The 20958-nt window shown below is 72.3% G+C and carries 24 protein-coding genes and 1 pseudogene; 9 read left to right on the forward strand and 16 right to left on the reverse strand.

Annotated elements, in window-relative coordinates; genetic code table 11:
• Positions 1-29: 29 nt before the first annotated feature.
• Positions 30-959: a DUF3027 domain-containing protein gene (locus ACGFIZ_RS19140; protein WP_393420944.1), complete on the reverse strand. Its 930-nt coding sequence runs from the start codon at positions 957-959 to the stop codon at positions 30-32.
• Between ACGFIZ_RS19140 and ACGFIZ_RS19145 the strand changes: the two genes are divergently transcribed.
• Both ACGFIZ_RS19145 and ACGFIZ_RS19150 read left to right on the forward strand, forming a co-directional pair.
• The gene (locus ACGFIZ_RS19145) at positions 949-2547 is read left to right on the forward strand and encodes an MFS transporter (protein WP_393420946.1); all 1599 of its coding nucleotides are present in this window, start codon (positions 949-951) and stop codon (positions 2545-2547) included. The genes ACGFIZ_RS19140 and ACGFIZ_RS19145 overlap by 11 nt on opposite strands.
• Positions 2544-3272 (forward strand): futalosine hydrolase, encoded by a 729-nt coding sequence (locus ACGFIZ_RS19150; RefSeq protein WP_393420948.1) that lies wholly within the window; start codon positions 2544-2546, stop codon positions 3270-3272. Before ACGFIZ_RS19145 ends, ACGFIZ_RS19150 begins: the two co-directional genes overlap by 4 nt.
• Positions 3273-3301: 29 nt before the next feature.
• Here ACGFIZ_RS19150 and ACGFIZ_RS19155 read toward each other — a convergent pair whose 3' ends face one another.
• Entirely contained in the window at positions 3302-4171 is an 870-nt protein-coding gene (locus ACGFIZ_RS19155; protein ID WP_393420950.1) for a GNAT family N-acetyltransferase, read from the reverse strand.
• Between the two features lie 1007 nt (positions 4172-5178).
• Here ACGFIZ_RS19155 and ACGFIZ_RS19160 point away from each other — a divergent pair.
• On the forward strand, positions 5179-6009 hold the full coding sequence (locus ACGFIZ_RS19160) for a 1,4-dihydroxy-6-naphthoate synthase (RefSeq protein ID WP_393420952.1): 831 nt from the start codon (positions 5179-5181) through the stop codon (positions 6007-6009).
• On the opposite strand, the gene ACGFIZ_RS19165 is transcribed toward ACGFIZ_RS19160, so the two are convergent.
• Complete coding sequence (locus ACGFIZ_RS19165) at positions 5970-6356, reverse strand: cold shock domain-containing protein (RefSeq protein ID WP_347667170.1); 387 nt, start codon at positions 6354-6356, stop codon at positions 5970-5972. The genes ACGFIZ_RS19160 and ACGFIZ_RS19165 overlap by 40 nt on opposite strands.
• A 28-nt stretch (positions 6357-6384) precedes the next feature.
• Positions 6385-7008 carry an HAD family hydrolase gene (locus ACGFIZ_RS19170; protein ID WP_393420954.1) on the reverse strand — a complete coding sequence of 208 codons (624 nt, stop codon included), beginning with the start codon at positions 7006-7008 and terminating at the stop codon, positions 6385-6387.
• An 86-nt stretch (positions 7009-7094) separates the two neighbouring features.
• On the opposite strand from ACGFIZ_RS19170, the gene ACGFIZ_RS19175 reads away from it, so the two are divergent.
• On the forward strand, positions 7095-9554 hold the full coding sequence (locus ACGFIZ_RS19175; RefSeq protein WP_393420956.1) for a helicase-associated domain-containing protein: 2460 nt from the start codon (positions 7095-7097) through the stop codon (positions 9552-9554).
• Between the two features lie 46 nt (positions 9555-9600).
• Here ACGFIZ_RS19175 and ACGFIZ_RS19180 read toward each other — a convergent pair whose 3' ends face one another.
• Together ACGFIZ_RS19180 and ACGFIZ_RS19185 are read right to left on the reverse strand one after the other, a co-directional pair.
• Entirely contained in the window at positions 9601-9837 is a 237-nt protein-coding gene (locus ACGFIZ_RS19180; RefSeq protein WP_393420958.1) for a hypothetical protein, read from the reverse strand.
• 87 nt (positions 9838-9924) lie between these two features.
• Positions 9925-10809: a L,D-transpeptidase family protein gene (locus ACGFIZ_RS19185; RefSeq protein ID WP_393420960.1), complete on the reverse strand. Its 885-nt coding sequence runs from the start codon at positions 10807-10809 to the stop codon at positions 9925-9927.
• 164 nt (positions 10810-10973) lie between these two features.
• Here ACGFIZ_RS19185 and ACGFIZ_RS19190 point away from each other — a divergent pair, with 164 nt between their 5' ends.
• Both ACGFIZ_RS19190 and ACGFIZ_RS19195 read left to right on the forward strand, forming a co-directional pair.
• Positions 10974-12653: a DNA repair helicase XPB gene (locus tag ACGFIZ_RS19190; protein WP_393420962.1), complete on the forward strand. Its 1680-nt coding sequence runs from the start codon at positions 10974-10976 to the stop codon at positions 12651-12653.
• 107 nt (positions 12654-12760) lie between these two features.
• Positions 12761-13567 (forward strand): hypothetical protein, encoded by an 807-nt coding sequence (locus ACGFIZ_RS19195; RefSeq protein ID WP_393420964.1) that lies wholly within the window; start codon positions 12761-12763, stop codon positions 13565-13567.
• A gap of 57 nt (positions 13568-13624) precedes the next feature.
• On the opposite strand, the gene ACGFIZ_RS19200 is transcribed toward ACGFIZ_RS19195, so the two are convergent.
• From ACGFIZ_RS19200 to ACGFIZ_RS19230, 7 genes and pseudogenes are all read right to left on the reverse strand, one after another.
• Positions 13625-14080: a lamin tail domain-containing protein gene (locus ACGFIZ_RS19200; protein WP_393420966.1), complete on the reverse strand. Its 456-nt coding sequence runs from the start codon at positions 14078-14080 to the stop codon at positions 13625-13627.
• A 274-nt stretch (positions 14081-14354) separates the two neighbouring features.
• Complete coding sequence (locus ACGFIZ_RS19205) at positions 14355-14699, reverse strand: type II toxin-antitoxin system HicB family antitoxin (protein WP_393421033.1); 345 nt, start codon at positions 14697-14699, stop codon at positions 14355-14357.
• A gap of 144 nt (positions 14700-14843) precedes the next feature.
• Entirely contained in the window at positions 14844-15398 is a 555-nt protein-coding gene (locus ACGFIZ_RS19210) for a hypothetical protein (protein ID WP_393421037.1), read from the reverse strand.
• A 27-nt stretch (positions 15399-15425) separates the two neighbouring features.
• Positions 15426-15857, reverse strand: a pseudogene (locus ACGFIZ_RS19215) (ImmA/IrrE family metallo-endopeptidase); the annotation flags it as partial.
• Entirely contained in the window at positions 15857-16237 is a 381-nt protein-coding gene (locus ACGFIZ_RS19220) for a hypothetical protein (protein WP_393420968.1), read from the reverse strand. The pseudogene ACGFIZ_RS19215 and the gene ACGFIZ_RS19220, both read right to left, overlap by 1 nt.
• Positions 16230-16757 carry a colicin E3/pyocin S6 family cytotoxin gene (locus tag ACGFIZ_RS19225; protein WP_393420970.1) on the reverse strand — a complete coding sequence of 176 codons (528 nt, stop codon included), beginning with the start codon at positions 16755-16757 and terminating at the stop codon, positions 16230-16232. Before ACGFIZ_RS19225 ends, ACGFIZ_RS19220 begins: the two co-directional genes overlap by 8 nt.
• A complete protein-coding gene (locus ACGFIZ_RS19230; RefSeq protein ID WP_393420972.1) occupies positions 16699-16908 on the reverse strand; it encodes a GntR family transcriptional regulator in 210 nt (69 codons plus the stop codon). The genes ACGFIZ_RS19225 and ACGFIZ_RS19230 overlap by 59 nt, the downstream gene beginning before the upstream one ends.
• 431 nt (positions 16909-17339) lie before the next feature.
• Here ACGFIZ_RS19230 and ACGFIZ_RS19235 point away from each other — a divergent pair, with 431 nt between their 5' ends.
• From ACGFIZ_RS19235 to ACGFIZ_RS19245, 3 genes are all read left to right on the forward strand, one after another.
• Positions 17340-17588: a DivIVA domain-containing protein gene (locus tag ACGFIZ_RS19235; RefSeq protein WP_393420974.1), complete on the forward strand. Its 249-nt coding sequence runs from the start codon at positions 17340-17342 to the stop codon at positions 17586-17588.
• Complete coding sequence (locus ACGFIZ_RS19240) at positions 17585-17842, forward strand: hypothetical protein (protein ID WP_393420976.1); 258 nt, start codon at positions 17585-17587, stop codon at positions 17840-17842. Before ACGFIZ_RS19235 ends, ACGFIZ_RS19240 begins: the two co-directional genes overlap by 4 nt.
• A 73-nt stretch (positions 17843-17915) precedes the next feature.
• Positions 17916-18308, forward strand: a complete 393-nt coding sequence (locus ACGFIZ_RS19245) for a MazG nucleotide pyrophosphohydrolase domain-containing protein (protein ID WP_393420978.1) — start codon at positions 17916-17918, stop codon at positions 18306-18308.
• 10 nt (positions 18309-18318) lie between these two features.
• Here ACGFIZ_RS19245 and ACGFIZ_RS19250 read toward each other — a convergent pair whose 3' ends face one another.
• The 3 genes from ACGFIZ_RS19250 to ACGFIZ_RS19260 form a co-directional block, all read right to left on the reverse strand.
• The gene (locus tag ACGFIZ_RS19250) at positions 18319-18768 is read right to left on the reverse strand and encodes an iron chaperone (RefSeq protein ID WP_393420980.1); all 450 of its coding nucleotides are present in this window, start codon (positions 18766-18768) and stop codon (positions 18319-18321) included.
• 176 nt (positions 18769-18944) lie between these two features.
• Positions 18945-19826 (reverse strand): GNAT family N-acetyltransferase, encoded by an 882-nt coding sequence (locus tag ACGFIZ_RS19255; RefSeq protein ID WP_393420982.1) that lies wholly within the window; start codon positions 19824-19826, stop codon positions 18945-18947.
• 253 nt (positions 19827-20079) lie between these two features.
• Positions 20080-20904: a TIGR03089 family protein gene (locus tag ACGFIZ_RS19260; protein WP_393420984.1), complete on the reverse strand. Its 825-nt coding sequence runs from the start codon at positions 20902-20904 to the stop codon at positions 20080-20082.
• Positions 20905-20958 lie beyond the last annotated feature (54 nt).

Consider the following 20958-nt stretch of genomic DNA (forward strand, 5'->3'; position numbering starts at 1 on the left):
GCCGGCCACCGGGGCCGGCGCCGGCGGAGTCAGGAGTGGCCGTACGGCTCGGCCGGCTCCGCCGACTCCACCGAACCCGGGGCCCGGCTCACCGACACCGCCTCCACGGCGCTGTCGTCGTAGACCGTGGGCGACTCGTCGACCGGGGTGCCGCCCGACTCGGCCAGGGTCTCCGAGTGCGCGCCGCAGCCGTGGTCGGCGCTGACCACCCGCCCGTCGTCCGGGGCGTAGAAGTTGCCGCAGACGCCGAAGCACTGCCGCAGCGCGCCGGCGAGCGGCAGGTAGAAGCCGCAGGTGCCGCAGCGGGCCGCGGCCGGGGCGGCGGTGGAGATCGGCGCGGACGGGCCGTGGTCGCCGTCGTACCAGCGCTGGGCCGCCTCGCTGCGCCCCTCGCGGGAGAGCACCCGGGCCCGGCCGAGGCCGAGCTCCCAGGAGGTCTCCTCCACCGCGGCATCGTCGGAGAGGACGTAACCGGGGGCGAGTCGCTCGTCGTCGGGCGGGGTGGGCAGCAGGTCGCCCGGGCCCAGGTCGCCCGGCTTGAGCCGCTCCTGCCACGGCAGCCAGCCCGGGGCGAGCAGCGCGTCGGGGCCGGGCAGCAGGACCGTGTCGCAGATCGTGACCTTGCGGCTGCGCGGCACCCGGGTCACGGTGACCGCCCACCGCCAGCCCCGGTAGCCGGCGAGCCGGCACTCGAAGTAGTGCGTGACGAGGCGGTCGGCCTCGGCGACGGCCTTGACGTGATCGCCGATGTCGGAGGGATCCACCTCGGTGATGGCGTCGCGGGCCACCTCGACGGCGGCGGCGCAGACCTGGTCGAGGCGGGCGGCGCGGGCGGAGGTGGGCCTGGTCACCCCACCATTGTTCCCCATGCGCGGCGACGACCGACAGGCACTCCCCGGAGCGTGTTCTGCGACGGTGGTGACACGGGCATGGCCCGGATGGGCGAGGATGGTGCACATGGTACTCGGGCGGACCGTCGGCACCGGCATCCGGGCCGTCCGCCTGCTGCTGCACGGGTCCGCGCGCGGCGGGCGCTGGATGACCCGGCGCGCCGGGCTGGCCCGGGCGCGGGGGGCCGGCGGCGAGGCCGGCATGGTGCGCCTGTTCGACCTGCACGCGGTCTCCTGCGCGGGCGACACCCTGATCGCGATCGGGCTGGCCGGGACGATCTTCTTCAACGTGCCGCTCGGCGAGGCGCGCAGCAAGGTGGCGCTGTACCTGCTGGTCACGATGGTGCCGTTCGCGATGCTCGCCCCGGTGGTCGGCCCGCTGCTGGACCACTTCCGACACGGCCGCCGGTACGCGCTCGCGGCCACCATGCTCGGCCGGGCGTTCCTGGCCTGGCTGATCTCCGACTACATCCACGGCTTCGGCCTCTACCCGGCCGCCTTCGGCGTGCTGGCGCTGTCCCGGGCGTACGGCGTCGCCCGGTCGGCGGCCGTTCCCCGGCTGCTGCCGGCGGGCCTCGGGCTCTCCCAGGTCGGCGCCCGGGCCAGCGTCTACGGCACCATAACCGGCGGGCTCGTCGCCCCGATCGGGCTGGCCGCGTTCTGGTTCGGCCCGCAGTGGCCGCTCCGGGTGGCCTCGGTGATCTTCCTGGTCGGCATGGTGATCGCCCTGCGGCTGCCGCCCCGGGCGGATTCCGACCCGCCGGAGCGGGTCCCGCGCGCGCTGCGGGCGCTCGGCCGGCGCGCCGGGGACCGCCCGCTGGGCCGGGGCCGCCCCGCCGGCCGGCTGGTGATCGCCACCCTCGTCGGCGCCGCCATGCTCCGCGCGGTGTACGGCTTCCTGCTGCTCTTCCTCGCCTTCGCGCTGAAGAAGGGCGACCTCACCACCGTCTTCCTCGGCCGGGACCTCGGCGCGGAGGTGGCGCTCGGGCTGGTCGGCGGGGCGCTGGCGACCGGCACCTTCCTGGCCACCGCGATCGGCACCCGGCTGCGCATCCACCGGCCCACCGCGATCCAGTCCACCAGCATGATCATCGTGGCCGGTACGGCGGTGCTCGCCACGATCCGCTTCTCGCTGCCGATGGTCGCTCTGCTCTGCGTGGTCGCCGCGCTGGTCAGCGGCGTGGCGAAGCTCGCGGTCGACGCCTCCATCCAGGAGCGCATCCCGGAGCGGCTACGAGCCAGCTCGTTCGCCCACTCCGAGACGGTGCTGATGCTCGCGTTCGTGGCCGGCGGCGGCCTGGGCCTGGTGCCGTTCGCCGGCCGGGTCGGCATCGCCGTCGCCGCCGGGGTCGCGGTGCTCGCCGCCGCCCGCGGCGTGTACGTCGCCGGGAAGCTGCGCGGCGAACGGCTCGCCGGCCGGCCGCTCGGCGACGACGAACTCGCCGATGACCCGGCCCCGGCCGAGGAGCCGGAGCCCGACGACGCGACGGGGGTCGCCCCCACCTCGCCCGCCCCGGCCCGGCACACCGCCGACCCGGCCGACGACCCCGGACTGGCCCCGCCCGGGTACCACATCTACCGGCCCTCATCCGCCGTCGCCGGCTCGGGCGGGGCGGACGACGAGAGCCGCCGCGAGCCCCAGGGCCCGCTGTCGTGACCGGGCTGCTCGTGGTCACGGCGGTACCCGCCGAGGCCGACGCGATCCGCGCCGGACTGACCGTCCCCCGGCAGCGCGCGGCCGGCCTGCCCGGGCAGGTGCCGGCCGGGCCCGGGGCGCTGGCCGACTCCGCGCCGCCGTCCCGCGAGGTGACCGTCGCGCCGGTCGGGGTGGGTCCCGCGGTCGCGGCCGCCGCCACCGCCCGGCTGCTGGCGCTCGCCGAAGGCGCCGGCCGGCCGTACGGGGCGGTGGTCAGCGCCGGGATCGCCGGCGGATTCGCCGGTCGCATCGCGGTCGGCGGCACCGTCCTGGCGACCCGGAGCGTCGCGGCCGACCTGGGCGCCGAGTCCCCCGACGGTTTCATCCCGGTCGACGAGCTGGGCATGCCGCCCGAGCTGCTCGGCGGCGGCACCGCCGTACCCGTCGACCCTGGACTGCTCGCCACGCTGCGCGCCGCCCTGCCGGCCGCGACGGTCGGCGCGGTGCTCACGGTGAGCACGGTGACCGGCACGGCCGGGAGCACCCGGGCGCTCGCCGACCGCTACCCGGACGCCGTGGCCGAGGCCATGGAGGGGTACGGGGTGGCTGTCGCCGCCGCGCAGGCCGGCCTGCCGTTCGCCGAGCTGCGTACCGTCTCCAACCCGATCGGCCCGCGGGACCGCGGCGCGTGGCGCATGCGCGAGGCGTTCGAAGCCCTCACGGCCGCCGCCGCGGCGCTCGTCTGACGCGGCATAGGAGCGTCGGGCCCGGCCGCTCACCGACGGCGGGCCGGGCGGCGTTCGTCCGGGCGCTCCAGCCGGAGCACACACGGCCGGTTGGCCTGCAACTGGTACCCGCACGCGAGCAGCAGGTGGATGCCGTCGTCCTCGGCGACGGCGTGCGCGGCGCGGATCCCGTTCCGGGCCATCTCGACTTCCAGGGCCGCCACCAGCCGCCGCCCGATACCCAGCCGGCGGCAGGCCCCGGCGACCAGGATGCCGTCCAGCACCACCTCCCGCTCCCGCGCGTCGACCAGGTCGCCGTACAGCAGGTGGGGGCTGCGCTCGTGAGCCCGCAGCTCCCCGAGCAACTGCCCGTCGGGCAGCTCCGCCAGGAACCGCCAGGACGTGGCCGCCAGCCCCTCGGTGACGCGGCGCACCGTGACGTCGCGCCGGATCCGGTCCGCCCACCGCCGCCGGTCGCGATACGACCGGTTCAGCTCGTACGTCGCCGGCGGCAGCGGGCGCGGCCACCGCTCGGGCGGCAGGTTCCACCACTGCGCCCACCACGCGCCCGGCCAGTCCCTCGGCTGCTCGACCTCCCAGACGTCCAGGTGGGCCGGATACCGCCGCCCCGCCTCGTCCCGCAGGCCGTCGTGCGGCACCCCCGGCACAGGCGTCACGTCCGCCGCCGGCACACCGGACCCGGCGTCGTCCGAGCCGATCACCAGCCGACCGCCGGCCGCCTCGACCAGCCGCTCCACCGTCCGGAACCGGGGATCCCCACCCCGCCCCGCCTCGATCCGCGCCACGGTGCTCTTCGGGACCCCGGCCCTCGCCGCCAGCTCCCGCTGGCTCAGGTCCGCCCGCCTGCGCAGGGCCCGAAGCAGGTCCCCGACCTCGAACAGACTCGTCGACTCCGTCACGCATCGATGGTCCGCGGCGCCGAACGGTCTTTCAACACCCGCCCCGAACCTGTGGACAACCCTGTGGAAAACCCGCTCCGTCCCGATGGCTGGCACCTCCTCCGGCCGCTGTGGAGCTGCCCCACCTGTGCGCCCACAGTCCCGTCCTGTCCGGCCATACCTGTGCTCCCAGTGAGCACGGCACCTTCGCCGGGAAGTGGCCGCAGGTGGGGTGCCGGCGCGTGCGCGTCGGAATGCGGGGGCGCCGGAATGCGGGGGCGCCGGAATGCGGGGGCGCCGGAATGCGGGGGCGCCGGAATGCGGGGGCGCGCCCGAGGCAAGGGGTCCGCCCCGCCGGGTGGGCATCCTCCAACCCCCTGTGGAGCTGCCCCGCCGGTGCGCCCAATGCCAACGGCCCAGGCAGCCCAGCGGTCCAACAGTCCAGAGGTGGCCCGGCAACCCAACGGCCCAGAAGGCCCAGACGGTCCAACGGCCCAGAGGACCCAGACGGTCCAACGGCCCAGAAGGCCCGGCCGGCGGCCCAGGCGGTTCCGAGCGGCCCAGGTGGTTCCGGACGATCCAGGCGACCCGGGCGGACCAGGCGACCGGGCGACCCAGAGGGTCTGGGCTGACCCGGGCGACCCAGGCGGCTCCGGGCGACCCAGGCGGCTCCGGGCGACCCAGGCGGCTCCGGGCGGTCCGGGCAGCCCTAGCAGGATCGCTCACCCTGTTCCGGTTGCCCCATCCGTGCGGGCAGCTCCACAGGCGGCGAACAGCACCATGGCACCCAGCCCCCGGCGGCGAACAGCACACGCTCGCCCAGTCCCGGCGGCGCCACAAGCCGGTGCTGCCGGGTCACCACGGGCCCGGGCAAGCACATCAGGCGCGAGCGCCCACAACAGACGCGGGGGCCACGCCGGGCGCGAGAGGGCCACGCCGGGCGCGAGAGGGCCACGCCGGGCGCGGAGGCCGGTCACAGCCGGCGGTGCCCGCGCTGGGGCGGTAAGGGGCGGGGATACGGTGGGGGCGTGGCGCTCTCCCTGGCGATCTCGCCCTGCCCCAACGACACGTTCGTCTTCCACGCCCTCGTGCACGGCCGGGTGCCCGGCGCCCCGCCGGTCGAGGTGACGTACGCCGACGTGGACGTCACCAACACGGCCGCGGAGCGCGGCGCGTTCGACCTGGTGAAGGTGAGCTACGCGGCGCTGCCGTGGCTGCTGGACGACTACCACCTGCTGCCCTGCGGGGGTGCGCTCGGCCGGGGCTGCGGTCCGCTGGTGCTGACCCGGGGGGACCGCACGGACCTGACCGGTGCGACGGTGGCGGTGCCCGGGGACCGGACCACCGCGTACCTGCTGTTCCGGCTCTGGTCGGCGGACCGGCCGCCGGCGCGCATCGAGGTGGTCCCGTTCCACGAGATCATGCCGGCCGTGGCGGCCGGCCGGTACGACGCCGGGCTGGTCATCCACGAGGCACGGTTCACGTACCCCCGGCACGGGCTGACCGCCCTGGTCGACCTCGGCGAGTGGTGGGAGGGCGACACCGGGCTGCCGATCCCGCTCGGGGCGATCCTGGCCCGCAGGGGTGCGGTCGACCCCGTGGCGGCGTCCGAGTGGGTCCGGGAGTCGGTGCGGCAGGCGTGGGCCGACCCGGAGGCCAGCCGGGAGTACGTGCTCGCGCACGCCCAGGAGATGGAGCCCGACGTCGTGGACCGGCACATCGCGCTCTACGTCAACGAGTTCACCGCGAACCTGGGGGACGCGGGGTTCGCCGCCGTGGAAGCGCTGCTGGGCCGGGCCGCCGACGCCGGGCTGATTCCTCAGACCTCCAGCTCGCGCGCCACCGCGTGGACGAGCTGAGCGATCTTCTGCGCCGTCTTACGGTCGGGGAAGCGGCCCCGCCGCAGGTCCGGCTGGACCTTCGCCTCCAGCACCTTGATCATGTCCTCGACGAGGCCGTGCAACTCCTCGGCCGGCCGGCGGCGCAACTCCGCCACGGACGGCGGGGCCTCCAGCAGCTTGACCCCCATCGCCTGGGCGCCCCGGCGACTGTCCACCACGCTGAAGTCGATCCGCTGACCGCCCTTGAGGTCGGTGACACCTGTCGGCAGCGCGCCCTTCGGAAGGAACACGTCGCCACCCTCGTCGCTGGTGACGAACCCGTATCCCTTGGCCGCGTCGTACCACTTCACTCGACCCGTAGGCACGTGAGAACCTCTGCTTCGTTTGAGACGTCTACTGCGTAAAGGCTAGCCGGATCATGCGGTCGAGCGCCGCCGGGAATCCGGTGAGATCGTCGAGCACCACTCGGGCACCCGCGGACTCCAGTTCGTCGATCGAGCATGGGCCGGTCGCCACCCCGACTCCGGGAACTCCGGCCGCCCCGGCGGCCGTCATGTCGGCCACGTGGTCGCCGACGTACAGGGTGGCGTTCCAGGCGCGCAGCGCCGTCGCCTTCTCCTCGGCGAACAGGTCGCCGGCCAGCTCGTCGACCGCCAGCCCGAGGTGGTCCAGGTGCAGCCGGGCCAGCCGACCGGCCTTCGCGGTGACCACCACTACCCGGCCGCCGTGGGCGTGCACGGCCTCGATCGCCGCCGCCGCGCCGGGCATCGGCAGGCTGGGGGTGATCGCGTACGCCGGGTAGAGCTCCCGGTACGCCTCGACGGCCGACTCGACCTGCTCGGGCGGGAACCAGCGGGCGATCTCCACCCGCAGCGGCGGCCCGAGCCGGGACACCGCCGCGTCGGCGTCCACGGGCACGCCGGTGCGCGCGGTCAGCGCCCGGAACGCCGCGGCGATGCCGGGACGCGAGTCGACCAGGGTCATGTCGAGGTCGAAACCGACCGTCAGTGGGGGCATGCCGGAACCGTACCTGCCACGTCGTCGACCCGAGCCGGACGTCCGAGAGGCGCGACCGGCCCGAGGCGGGCTAGCGTGGAACGACGATGACCACCTCACTCGCCGACCATCTGCGGACGCTGCCCGACGAGTCCCTGGCCGCCCTGCTCCAGTTGCGGCCCGACCTCGTCGTACCGGTGCCGGCCGACGTCTCCGCGCTCGCCGTCCGGGCCGCGTCCCGGGTCTCCGTGGCGCGGGCGCTGGACGGGCTCGACCAGTTCACCCTCCAGATCCTCGACGCGGCCCGGCTGACCCGGGACCCGGCCGACGGCGTGACCTCCACCGAGGCGGTCCTCGCCATGGCGACCGCCGGGGCGCACCCGCCCGCCCCGGCCACCATCCGCGGCACGGTGAACCGGCTGCGCGCGCTGTTCCTGCTGTACGGCCCCGAGCACGCCCTGCGCGTGGCCGACGGCGTCGACGAGGTGTCTCCGTACCCGGCGGGGTTGGGCCGGCCGGCGGCGGAGCTGGACCCGCGGACGGCGGCCCTCTGCGCGGACCCGGCGAAGCTGCGGCGCACGCTGCTGGCGGCTCCCCCGCCGGCGCGGGCGATCCTGGACCGGCTCGCGGCCGGGCCCCCGGTGGGCAGCGTGCCCCCGGGGGCACTGTCCGCCCCGCCGCTCGGGGCGGAGGACGCCGTGCCCCCGGACCCGGTCAACGGCGGCGCGCCGACCGGCTCGCCGGTGCGCTGGCTGGTCGACAACCGGCTGCTGGTGCAGGTGTCCGCCGGGACGGTGGAGCTGCCCCGGGAGGTCGGCCTGCTGCTGCGCCGCGACAGCGGCCCGCTCGGCCCGCTGCGCGCCAGCCCGCCGCCGGTGGCCGCCGCGTCGCGCGAGGCGAAGGCCGTCGACTCGGCCGGGGCCGGGCAGACCATGGAGGTGGTACGGCAGACCGAGGCGCTGCTGGAGCTGCTGTCCGCCGAGCCGGTGCCGGTGCTGCGCTCGGGCGGGGTCGGGGTGCGCGACCTGCGCCGGCTGGCCAAGGCGCTGGGGCTGGACGATCCGACGACCGCCCTGCTGCTGGAGGTCGCGTACGCGGCCGGGCTGGCCGGCGAGCTGGAGCTGCCCGGGGCCACCACCACCCGGTACGGCGCCGACCAACAGATCCTGCCCACGGGCGGGTACGAGGTGTGGCGCGCCATGTCGCTGGCCCAGCGCTGGGAGCAGCTGGCCCGGGCGTGGCTGCTGATGACCCGCCAGGTGGGCCTGGTCGGGCAGCGGGACGACCGGGACCGGCCGATCAGCGTGCTCTCGGCCGAGGCGGAACGGGCCGGGGCGCCGGCCGCCCGACGTTCCGTCCTCGGGGTGCTGGCCGCCCTGGAGCCGGCCGCCGCCCCCACCCCCGACGAGGTCCTCGAACTGCTCGACTGGCGGGCGCCCCGGCGCAGCCGGGGCCGGGAGAAGGCGCACCGGGAGGTGCTGGCGGAGGCCGCCCAGCTCGGGGTGACCGGGCTGGGGGCGCTCACCTCGTACGGGCGGCTGCTGCTGGCCGACGTGACCGAGGCCGACGAGCGGGGCGCGGACGACCCGCTGGGCCTGCGCGCGGACGCCGACGGCGACGGCGCGCCGACCGCCGTACGGGCGCTGGACGCCCTGCTGCCCGCCCCGGTCGACCACTTCCTGGTGCAGGCGGACCTGACCGTGGTGGTGCCCGGCCCGCCCCACCCGGCCCTGGCCGGGGAGTTGGAGGTGGTGGCCGAGCACGAGTCGGCGGGCGGGGCCAGCGTGCACCGGGTCACCACGGCGAGCGTGCGCCGGGCCCTGGACGCCGGGTACTCGGCCGACGACCTGCACGCCCTGTTCCGCCGCCGGTCCCGCACCCCGGTGCCGCAGGGGCTCACCTATCTGGTGGACGACGTGGCGCGCAAGCACGGCGGGCTGCGGCTGGGCTCGGCCGGCGGGTACGTGCGCAGCGACGACGAGGCGCTGCTGGCCGAGGTGCTGGCCGACCGGCGGCTGGAGGCGCTGGCGTTCCGCCGGCTGGCCCCGACGGTGCTGGTCACCCCGTACCAGATGAACCGGATGCTGACCGCGCTGCGCGACGCCGGGTACGCGCCGGTGCCGGAGGACGCCTCCGGCGCGGCGGTGCTGGCCCGCCCGAAGACCCGGCGCGCGCCGGGCCGGGCGCCGCTGTCCCGCACGCTGGACCCGTTGGCGTCCCCGAAGCTGGCCCTGCCCCGGCTGCTCGGGGTGGTGGAGCAGATCCGGCGCGGCGACGCGGCGGCCCGGGCGGCACGGCGGGCCCCGGCGGTGGTACGCGGCGGCGCGGCGCGCACCGGCCCGATGCCCGCGCACACGCACGTGGACGCCCTGGCGGTGCTCCAGCAGGCGGTGCGCGACAAGGCGCTGGTCTGGGTGGGGTACGTCGACGCGCACGGGGCGACCGCGTCGCGGCTGGTCCGGCCGGTGTCGATCGGGGCGGGCTACCTGCGGGCGGAGGACGAGCGCACGGAGATGCTGCACACGTTCGCCCTGCACCGCATCACGGCAGCCGTCCGGGAGACCTGACGGGCGTGCCCGGTCGACGCCGCGTCCCCGGTCGACGGGGCACAGGTCAGCGGCGGTCTCGGCGGAACGTGCCCACGACGGCGATGGCCAGCAGCAGGCCGAACCCGGCCCCGGCGGACTCGCCGACCGAGGCGACGAGGCCCTGCCGCTGGACCAGCCAGCCGTAGAGGAACCAGGCGACGAGGACGACGGCGGCGGTGGCGTACCCGAGCAGGGCCGCCGCCGTGACCTCGGCGGCCCGGCCTGGTTCGTCCTCGGTGGTCAGGTCGTGGTCGACGCTCATCGCCCACCTCCTGGAGGGGTGAGGGAACAATCCCCGGGGCGCCGGGGCCGGCCTCGGCGTCGAGACCGGACCGGTCGCCGGACGGCGTCAGGTGCCGGGGCGGCGGCCGAAGACGATCACCCGGCTGCCGATCTTGCCGAGCTCCCAGGCGCGGCGGGCGTCGGACGGGAGCAGGTTGATGCAGCCGTGCGAGCCGATCGACTTGTTGTGCAGGTAGGTCGTGGTCTGGTGGTAGCCCATGCCCTGGGTGAAGTGCTGCCAGTACGGCAGCCACACCTCGTACGGGTTGGACCACTCCTTGATGTTCCGATAATTGATCTTGAACGTCCCGGCGGGAGTGCGGTAGCCCGGCATCCCGGTACGCGTCACCGTCGGCCCCCAGACGACCTTCCCGCTGCGCATCGCCCAGGTGGTCTGCCGGGTGAGGTCGATGCAGAACGTGGTGGCCGACCCCGTCCCCGCGTTGCAGCGGCGCACGTCGGTCGTGGCCAGCCGCTTCGCCACGTCGTACGTCAGCGGGCCGGCGCGGCCGGCCGGCGGGCGGATGTCGTACCGCTGCTGGAACTTCTTGATCGCGGCGCAGTCGGTGGCGGACTGCCTGCCGTCCACGATCACCTTTCCGAACCCGCCCAGCTTGGCCAGGTACGTCTCCACCTCGCGCTGGTGCTCGCCCTGCGGGCAGGACGTGGCGGCGGGGGCCGTCGTCTCCTTGGCCGTCGTGCGGGTCGGCGCGGGCTTCGGCTTCGCGGTCGTCTTCGTGGGTGCCGGTGTCGGCTTGTTGACGGGCCGGGTCACCTGGTCGGAGCCGGACGCGCCGCCCGCCCCCGTTGCCTGCTCCACCGAGCCGGCCTGGGCCAGCCCCCCTCCACGGCCACCCGGGTCGGCCTGCGGATCGGGCGTGCACGCAGCGGCGCCGACCAGCGTGACCACAGCCAGGCCGACGACCCCGATCCTGAACCTGACGCGCTTCATGCGGCCTCCCGGGGCGATCGTCCCTCTGATAGACGCTGGAGATACCGGAATGGTTGCACCCAGTGTCCGGATTTTCTGCCCCTATCCGGCTCTGTGCAAGACTGGATGGTCGGCCCGGGGTTACTCAGCGGGGCCGGTAACGAGGCTCAGGAGAGGACGCTGGCGTGAGCGGTGGACCACTGATCGTGCAGTCGGACAAGACCCTGCTGCTGGAGATCGACCACCCCGACGCCCAGGCCTGCCGGATGTCCATCGCGCCGTTCGCCGAGCTGGAGCGCTCCCCCGAGCACGTGCACACGTACCGGCTCACGCCGCTCGGCCTGTGGAACGCCCGCGCCGCCGGGCACGACGCCGAGGGCGTGGTCGACTCCCTGATCAAGTACTCCCGCTACCCGGTGCCGCACGCGCTGCTGGTCGACGTGGCCGAGACGATGGACCGGTACGGCCGGCTCCAGCTCGCCAACGACCCGGTGCACGGCCTCGTCCTGCGCGCCCTGGACCGGGTCGTGCTGATCGAGGTCGCCAAGAGCAAGAAGCTCGCCGGGATGCTCGGCGCGAGAATCGACGACGACACGATCGCGGTGCACCCGTCCGAGCGGGGCAGGCTGAAGCAGGCGCTGCTCAAGCTGGGCTGGCCGGCGGAGGACCTGGCCGGGTACGTCGACGGCGAGGCGCACCCCATCGAGCTGGCCGAGCAGGGCAAGGACGGCCGCCCGGCGTGGACCCTGCGGTCGTACCAGCGGGAGGCCGTCGAGTCGTTCTGGGCCGGCGGGTCCGGCGTCATCGTGCTGCCCTGCGGCGCGGGCAAGACGCTGGTCGGGGCGGCGGCGATGGCCGAGGCGAAGGCGACCACGCTGATCCTGGTCACCAACACGGTCGCCGGGCGGCAGTGGAAGCGCGAGCTGGTCGCCCGCACGTCGCTGACCGAGGACGAGATCGGCGAGTACTCGGGCGAGCGCAAGGAGATCCGGCCGGTCACCATCGCGACGTACCAGGTGCTCACCTCGCGGCGCGGCGGCGCCTTCACCCACCTGGACCTGTTCTCGGCGCGCGACTGGGGCCTGGTCGTCTACGACGAGGTCCACCTGCTGCCCGCTCCCATCTTCCGGTTCACCGCGGACCTCCAGGCCCGCCGCCGGCTGGGGCTCACGGCGACCCTGGTACGCGAGGACGGCCGGGAGGGCGACGTGTTCAGCCTGATCGGCCCCAAGCGGTACGACGCGCCGTGGAAGGACATCGAGGCGCAGGGCTGGATCGCCCCGGCAGAATGCACCGAGGTACGGGTGACGCTCACCGACGCGGAGCGGATGTCGTACGCGACGGCGGAGTCCGAAGAGCGGTACCGGATGGCGGCGACCGCCCGCACCAAGCTGCCCGTGGTCCGGGCGCTGGTCGACCGGCACCCGGACGACCAGGTGCTCGTGATCGGCGGGTACATCGACCAGTTGCACCAGCTCGGCGAGTACCTGGACGCGCCGATCGTGCAGGGGTCGACGACGAACAAGGAACGGGAGCGCCTGTTCGACGCGTTCCGGTCGGGCGAGATCCGCACGCTGGTCATCTCGAAGGTCGGCAATTTCTCCATCGACCTGCCCGAGGCGGCGGTGGCGATCCAGGTGTCGGGGACGTTCGGGTCGCGGCAGGAGGAGGCGCAGCGGCTGGGGCGGGTGCTCCGGCCAAAGGCGGACAGGCGGCAGGCGCACTTCTACACGGTGGTGTCCCGGGACACGATCGACACGGAGTACGCGGCACACCGGCAGCGGTTCCTGGCGGAGCAGGGCTACGCGTACACGATCGTGGACGCGGACGACGTCCTCGGGCCGAAGCTGCCGACCGTCGACTGAGGCCGGTCGGGGCACGCCGGGTCGGCGGGTAACCGCCATGTCGGCGATATGGCGGTGTCCACGGCGCTCCGATACCGCCATATCGCCGACATAGGGAGGGCCAGCCGGTGGCCGGAAGAGGGCTGGACGCCGAGGGATCGATTGCGCGTGAAGGCGCGCTGAGCCGGGTGCCAGGCGCATTCGCCGCTGTCGTCGACGCGGCACGCGCCCGGATAGCCGAATCTTTCGGTGGCGACCGACTGCACAGTGCCTACATCTACGGCAGCATCCCTCGCGGCACCGCCATCCCCCGGGCCTCCGATCTCGACCTGCTGCTCGCCCTGCACGCCGAGCCGACCGAGACCGACCGGGCGGATGTCAAGAGAATCGAGCAGGACCTCGATCGGTCCTTCGCCCAGATTGACGGCGTGGGCATCCTGCTGTTCAGCGCACGGACCCTGCTCAGCGAGCGTGAACGCCACGATCTCGGCTTCTTCGTCGCCTGCCTGTGCACTCCGCTGCTGGGCGACGACCTCGCCGACCATCTCCCCCGCTACCGGCCCACTCCTCTGCTCGCCCGGGAGACAAACGGCGACCTGTCGCTTGCGCTTCCGCGTTGGCGCAGCCGAGCGGCCGAAGCGAAGACCGACAGCCAACGAAAAGCCCTCAGCCGGCTCGTCGCCCGGCGCATCGTCAGGACCGGATTCACCCTGGTCATGCCCCGTTGGGGAGGCTGGACCAGCGACCTCACCGAGCCCGCCGAGGTGTTCGGGCTCTACTATCCGGACCGTGCCGAGCAGATGCGCAGGGCCGCCATCACGGGCCGCGCACCCTCGCCAGATCCGGCTGTGCTCCGCGAACTCATCGACGACCTGGGGCCCTGGCTCGCGGCAGAATACACAGCCGTACACGGCGAGAAGGCCGCCCGCCTCTAGATGCACTACGCCGAATGCCGGCCCACTCATGAAAGGTGGGCCGGCATTCGAAGGTCGTCAGCAGTTGGTGTAGCTGCCGCTGCTGCCCCAGGAACAACTGTCGATCGCCGTGCCGGCGGAGTTGCGCAGGTAGGCGGCGTCGCCGGTGTTGTTCCAGATGTAGCTGCCCGAGCCCCAGTAGCGGTTGCTGCTGGTGTTGGTGCCCTTGCCGGTGTGGATCACCACGCTGTAGCCGGCCTTCAGGTTAAAGTCGCCGCTGAACTTGTAGACGTGGTTGGCCTTGTCGCGCAGAGTCCAGTACTTCAGGTTGATGGTGGTGCTGCGCTTGTTGGTCAGCCGCACGTACTCGGCGTTCAGGCTGGTGTTCGACCCGGTGTCGCTGCCCGGCGAGTTGTAGTAGACCTTGGTGATCATGACGGCCGGAGTGGCGGCCTGCGCGGGGGCCGCGACGGCCAGCGACCCGCCGAGGGCGGTAGCGAGAGCGGAGACGAACCCGATCAGCCTCTTCTTCAAGTGGTTCCCCTGATTCGATGGTGGAGGCCGCCGGCATACCCCCGTCGCCGGCTGAGTGCTGTGATGGCATCACAGCCGCACAAGAGCGTAACGGCGTGGCCGATGGATTCCGCCCCGAAAAGTAGTCACCAACGAAAGCATGTCTGCCTGGGCAGTCGAGCAAAGCCATTTGGCTCGGCGTACGACCAATCGTCGGATTCGGTGGTGAGACGGAAAGCTGCTGGAGTCCGACGAGACGAGCAACTGTGTCCGGCCGTCGACTGAACGGCCTTGCTCAGGCGGCTCGGAGCTTACGCAGGACGTACTGGTTGAGGCTCATGCCATCTTCGGCGGCCTGAATAACGAGCTCTCGGTGCAGGCTCTCGCCGACCCTCAGGTTGAACTTTCCCGAGTAGTGGCGGTCCGCGAACGGCTGCGGCACCTGTTCACCCTGCTCCTCCATGTCGGCGATCACGTCACGCAGCAGGTCCTGGACCCCCTGCAAGGCTTCGATCTGGGACGACGCCAGCCAGGAGAGGGACGGAAACTCGGCGCAGGTGGCGACGAACTCCTGGTCCTCGGCGGACCAGGTGACGCGGTAGGTGTAATGGGTGATCTCGGGACGAGCGCCGGGCTGCATCACGTGACCTCCTGGCCGAGCGGGGTACGCGTAACAATCGGACGTAGACGACGTCCTGGGGCCGTCCCTGCCGTCGTTCGACTGACTGTCCCGGCATGGTTCCAGCAGGGCGGTGTCGCCATAACGAGCAGCGTCACGATGCCTTTAAAGCAGTCTCCGCCTCTGGGCCCATTCTTCAACTTTGCGCCGCAAGTACAGGTCGAAGTCGGGGTGGCGTACGACGTCTCGATATTCTGGCTTGCCGTCAAACTTGTGACGCAGGATTGCTAGTGCCTGTTGGGGGGTGTGCGCTCTTTCTGCAGAAAGACTACCTCCAACCACGCCGTTAATGCTGAGCAGCACCTTCTGTCGCTGCATCGGGTCGAGTTCGTATGACGCAATCGCCGAGCGCAAGAGATTAGTCGCCGACGGCGAGCCCGGCACAGGCTCAAACACTTCAAAATCGGTGAGCCGAAACCATTCGACTCGCCTATCGCTGACAGTGGCAACCCCTGAGTCCACCGATAACCTTCTCCGCGTCCGCGTATCGAGCTGACTGAAGCCCGTCGGGACAACAGTGCCAGGGGTGGTGTACATCCGCCGCTCCGCCCCAACCTTGAAGGTAAATACGAACCCAGGCTGAAGAAGGTACCGTAACCGCATAAACGCAGCATCCGCCGAAACTTCCGCGCGATTCAGGCCGCCAAGAATGACCTCCATGTCGGCGCTGCGGATCAGTGGCCTTACGAACCTCTCGGGGATAAGTAGGCATCCTGCAAAACGCGTAGCCTCGCGCTCCTGCTCGCCACTATCGTGACCTGGGCCCAACTCGTCTGATCTGACGCCTACCTCGCTCGCAATGGCCTGGCAGCCCACCGTTCCGTAATGCCAACCCATCTTGATATGGCCATACTCGTGCGCCAACGTAAGACGTTGGCGCCTCCGATGCAGTCCAGTCCGCACAAAGACCTGTGGTCGCTGCAGATGAAGGCCATAAACTAACGCGTCACACCCAACAAAGGGCCAGTCTTCGAAGAAGAGGTCCGCACAGTCCTGCACCAACTTCTCGACATTGACCGGAGGGTGCAAGTCGTACCGGTCAACTATTGTCGCGGCGAGAGCCATTGCAGGCTCTTCAGGGCATCGAGTGCACCAAAGACCGAGTTCAGCATCAGTCATTAGCGAGCTGGATTGTCCGCGATGCGCCCCTTTGCCTGCAGCCACGCGAGCACCTGCTCCGCATCCGTGGCGTCACTCGACCGCGCGGCCGCACCCATCATCAGATTGGCGCGAAGCACCTCCGCAACCGGCCGCTTCGCCCTGCGGGCCGCTACGGTAAAGCGAAGAGATTCGGGCCGCTCACCCCAGAGACGATACTCTTCCCAGGTCATACCAAGGAAGTCATGAAGTTCCATGGACGCAGCTCGAGAGTGTTCGGGTGCCTCATGCCAGCGCTCGATATAGTCGTCAATCTCATCGAGCGTTGCCTTACCATCCAGCACATCGTCGATGAAGGTTGACCGATCATCGGGTCGCTTACGCTGAAGGAGCTTAAACATCGATCTTCCTTCCTCTGACCGCAGGCTTCGTGAACTCTCCAGTATATACGTCCGCGACGCCTATGTGGCGGCCACGGGAGTTGAACACCTCCAACTCACAGTGCTGGCCATCATAGGTGTAGATACGACCATCTCGATCTCGCCAGCGGCGAACGCCGTTGCGCGCCCCCAAGTTTTCTAGATCATCTACGTAGCTAGGCCTGGGAAGGGGTGTGTACGTCAAGGTCAGTATGGCTCCGATCGAACCACGGCGGTAGAGGCTCGCTGAGCAAAACTTGAAGATTGTAGCCGACCTGGGGCCTTCGCTGCTCGCTGGTGCAATCCTCCCCGGATGGGGCGATCTAAAACTCCGCGCGTTCAGATGCGCGTCTAGCCAGGCCTGCCACCGGCAACCCCTGGCCGCCAAGGCCAAGCAACTGGAGTCGACAGGATGGCGGGCGCAAACTGTCGCTAGGTGCTGGTCAGCGCCGTGGAGACTCTGCGACGAAGACGCCGCGACCCGGGCGGCCAACCAGCACACCCTCGTCCCGCAGCCGCGCCACCGCCCGGCTGATCGTGGACTGCGACACGTCGTACGACGCCGCCAGTGCCCGCCCAGAGGGCAACTGAGAGCCAGGCGGGTATGTCCCATCCTTGATCTTCTTCTCTAGATCGGCGAGTAGCTCGTTCATGGTGGGCGGAATAGGCACAGCGGGCCCCTTGCAGTCGGTTGGCCCGCTCAGTATCGATCAGTCGCTTCGCCACAGGCAACGTACGTAGCACGACTGACATAGGTGGGTAGCTGACTCGGAGACATGCTTGACATAGGTGACTCGGTGGCAATAGCGTCGCTGTCGGTGATGCGGTGCCGTTGCGGTCGGTTGGCGCCTCTCGTACCGGTCTCGCATCGCCGACGAGACCTCACTCCTCCGCGCCCCCCGGCGCGGCCCTGCTGCCGTACTCGCCGAACGAGGCTGCGGTGGCAGGCCGGGGCGGTCTCCGCCGACCGGCAAGCGGCGGAGACCGCCCCCTCCACCACCACCGACGCGATCCGACGAAGGGCGGTCACCCCGTGCGCAACCTGATCCGGCGGCTCACGAACCGGCGCGACACACCACGACCGATGACGCAGAACACCAGGCCACCGCAGACACGCCTGCCCCTGCGGCCCTCGCAGATCCGCCACCGGCACTTCAACGAACGCCGGCGCGGCCTCGACCCCGTCGAGATCCGATCGTTCCTGCACGAGGTGGCCGACGAACTCGCCGTCGCGCAGAAGGCCCTGGTCGCGGTGCAGGAGGAGAACGTACGGATCAAGAGTGCCCTGCGCGCGTGGCAGAGCGCCCAGGCGGCGAACCACCGGTACCGATGACGGACCGTTGGATCATCCACCTGCCGATCACCGCGCCCGACCTGCTCCGGGCGCGGATCTTCGCCCGTACGGCCGCCCGGGTGCTGGCCCGGCTCAGCGCCCGCGTCGAGCCGGGCGGGGTGACCGTGTCGGCCGAGGACGAGCAGCACGTACGCCATTGGGTCTTCTGCGACCGGCTGCTGCCCGGCGGCGCGCGGTGTGCCCTGCCGGTCGACCACACCGCGCCCTGCTCACGCCTGCTCAACCGCCGATGAGGACCGCAGGTGAGGACCGCCGGGGTGACAGGATCGCCACTCGGGCCGCGGGACGGCTCAGTATCGTCGCCGGGTGAACGACTCTCCGATGCGCCTTGTGCGCGAGTTCCATGAGGTGTTCGGGCTGGCTCGTGCCGACCGGCCGACGGCGGTGCCGGCCGATCTCGCCGAGCGCCGGCAGCGGCTACTGGACGAGGAGGTCCGGGAGCTCGCGGAGGCCACTCAGGGTGGACGGCTCGACGAGATCGCACGCGAACTGGCCGACGTGGTCTACGTCGCGTACGGGACGGCGGTGAGCTACGGGGTCGACCTTGACGCGGTCATCGCCGAGGTGCACAGGGCGAACATGAGCAAGCTCGGGGCCGACGGGCTGCCGGTGATCCGCGACGGCAAGGTGCAGAAGGGCGACGCGTTCCAGCCGCCCGACGTGGCGGGAGTCCTCGCCCGGCAGGGCCGGCAGCAGTAGGCGGCGACGGTCAGGAGACCGCGGTCTTCACCAGCTCGATGACCTTCTGCTCCACGGCGGGACTCCACTTCTGGAGCGCGTACGACACCGGCCACATGTCTCCGTCGTCGAGGTTGGCCGCGTCCTGGAACTCCAGGGTCGAGTAGCGGGTGTTGAACTTGCCCGAGTTCTTGAAGGCGACCAGGACCTTGCCGTCCTCGTTCGCGTAGGCGGGCATCCCGTACCAGGTCTTCGGCGACAGCTCCGGAGCGGTGGCGGTCACCGCCACGTGCACGCGCTCGGCGAGCGCACGGTCCTCCGGGTCCATCTTCGCGATGCTGTCGAGGACCGCCTGCAACCCGTCGGCCTTCTTGGCGCCCTTCTTGCCCTCGGCGCGCAGCTCGGCGGCGCGCTCCTTCATCGCGGCACGCTCCTCGGCGCTGAAGCCGTCGGACTCGGTCTGGGAGTTCTCTGCGGGCATTTCCGGGCTGCCTTTCGACGTTCAGGGCTCGGCGCGATGCCGGCCGTCTCCAGCAAGGCTAGGCCCACGACACCCGGGGGCTTCTCGATTCCTGATCGGATCGGGGGCCACCACGGGACATCCCTCGTCCCAGAGGTCGGCCAGGGCCGCGAGCACGGCCCCCCGAGGCGAAAGTTTCACGGTCGACGGCGCAGGTAGCGGGCGCGGCGGCCGGCGTCGCGGAACCCGAGCCGCCGGTACAGCGCGGCGGCCGGGTTGTTGTCGTTGACGCAGAGCCACGCGGCCCCCGCCTGATCCCCGGCCAACGACCGCAGCGCGCTCCCCACCAGGTACGCCCCGACGCGCCGGCCCCGCCAGCCGGGCACGACGCCCACCTGGTCGATCCAGTTGTCGATCACGTTGAGGAAGCCGACCGCCGCGCCGTCGGGGCCGCGCGCGATCATCGACAGCTCCGGCCGGTACTCGTCGTCCTCCCGCAGCTCGCCCAGCCACTCCTCGGCGGTGGGCTCGCTGAAGCCGGGCCGGTCGGCGAACGACGCACGGTACGTCTCGAACAGCTCCGGCCCGTTGTCCCACGTCACCGGCTCAATCCGCACGCCCTCGGGGCGCGCGACCGCCGGCAGGTCGGTGAGGTCGTGCCGCAGCACCCACTCGGCGAACGTCCGCTCGAAGCCGCGCGCCGCGAACAGCGCCTCCGCGCCGGGGCTCCACGACTCGGTGGTGAGCAGCAGGTCCGCGTCCTCGGCCTGCTCGCCCGCCCAGTCGAGGAGCCGTCCGCCGAGTCCCCGCCCCCGCCAGGCCGGATGCACCAGGCCGGTGCTGGTCGCGGGCTCCCGGCCGGCCCCGACGCTCACGGCCGCGATCAGCCCGCCATCGTGCCAGACCCCGAGGGTACGTCCCTGCAGCAGCCGCGCCCGCAACAACGGAGTACGCCCGAACAGCGGCAGCCCGCCGTCGGCGCTGAGGCACGCCTGAGCCAGCTCACCCAACGCCCCGAGGTCCCCCTCGCCGACCTCGCCCCAGCTGACCGCACCCACACCGGCTCCCACCCGTTCCACCCCTGCTTCCCTCCCACGGCGCGCCCGCCGATGTCGCCCCGCCCCACCCCTGCCCCACCCCGGCCTGCCCCACCCCGGCCTGCCCCACCCCGGCCTGCCCCGCCTCGATGATCATGGAGTTGGCGGCAAAGTTGATCGCCGATGGTGCCGCCAACCTCATGATCACCGGGTCCCGGCAGGGCGGCGGCGCGAGAGCAAGTAGGCAGGCGCGGCCCGGTGGGCGTCAAGTGCGTTCCGGGCCACGCAGTTGGCGTCAGAGAATGTGGGTGGGATGCTCGGCGGCGATGCGGGCGTCCCGGCGGGCCGGGTCGAGGTTGGCGCAGATGACCACGGACGCACCGACGGAGAGCGGGGCGAGCAGCCACTTCAGCGGCTGGTCGTGCTCGGCCGCATCGACCAGGAGTCGGTCGCCGGCCCGCAGGTCGAGGCGCCCCGCCAGTTCGCGCGCGACGCTGCCGTACGCGCCGATGCTGGTGCCGTCCGGGGTGGCCGCGTCCGACGGGCGGACGGCGGCGTAGTCGGGCGGGGTGTCGGCGTGCCGCAGCACCTCGGTCGACCAGTCGAGCCAGCTCACGGGTACGTCGGCCAGCGGTCCCGCCCCGGTGGCGACGAGGTACCGGTGCACCCCCTCGGGTACGTCCTCCAGCCAGTCGTCGAGGCGTTGCGGAGTCACGAACACCGCGTCGTACGGCCGGTCGCCGCCCGGTTCGAGGACCGGCAGCCCAGCGGTGGCCCGGGGCCGGAACGAGACTGCCATCCCCACCGACCAGGCGCCGAGCAGCACCGCGGCGGTACGCCAGTGCGGCGGCAGCAGCACGGCCACCCGGCTGCCGGGGCCGAGCCCGCAGCCGTCCCGGAGCAGACCCGCCGTGCGCGCCGCCCAGCCGCCGAGCTGGCCCGCGCTCAGCTCGACCCGCTCCCCCGTGGCCTCATCCTGGTACGTCAGCAGCGGCGACCCGCCCTCGGTCGCCGCGACTGGGACGGCGTCGGTCGCCGCGACTGGGACGGCGTCGGTCGCCGCGACTAGGACGGCGTCGGTGGGCGCCACCGGCGCAGCGGCGGTGGGCAGTCCGGCCATCGGGCTCTCCTCACTCCGGATCGCCTCACCCTATCGACCGTCGTGTGGCGCCCC

The organism is Micromonospora sp. NPDC048830 (genome assembly GCF_043198215.1).
Taxonomy (GTDB): domain Bacteria; phylum Actinomycetota; class Actinomycetes; order Mycobacteriales; family Micromonosporaceae; genus Micromonospora.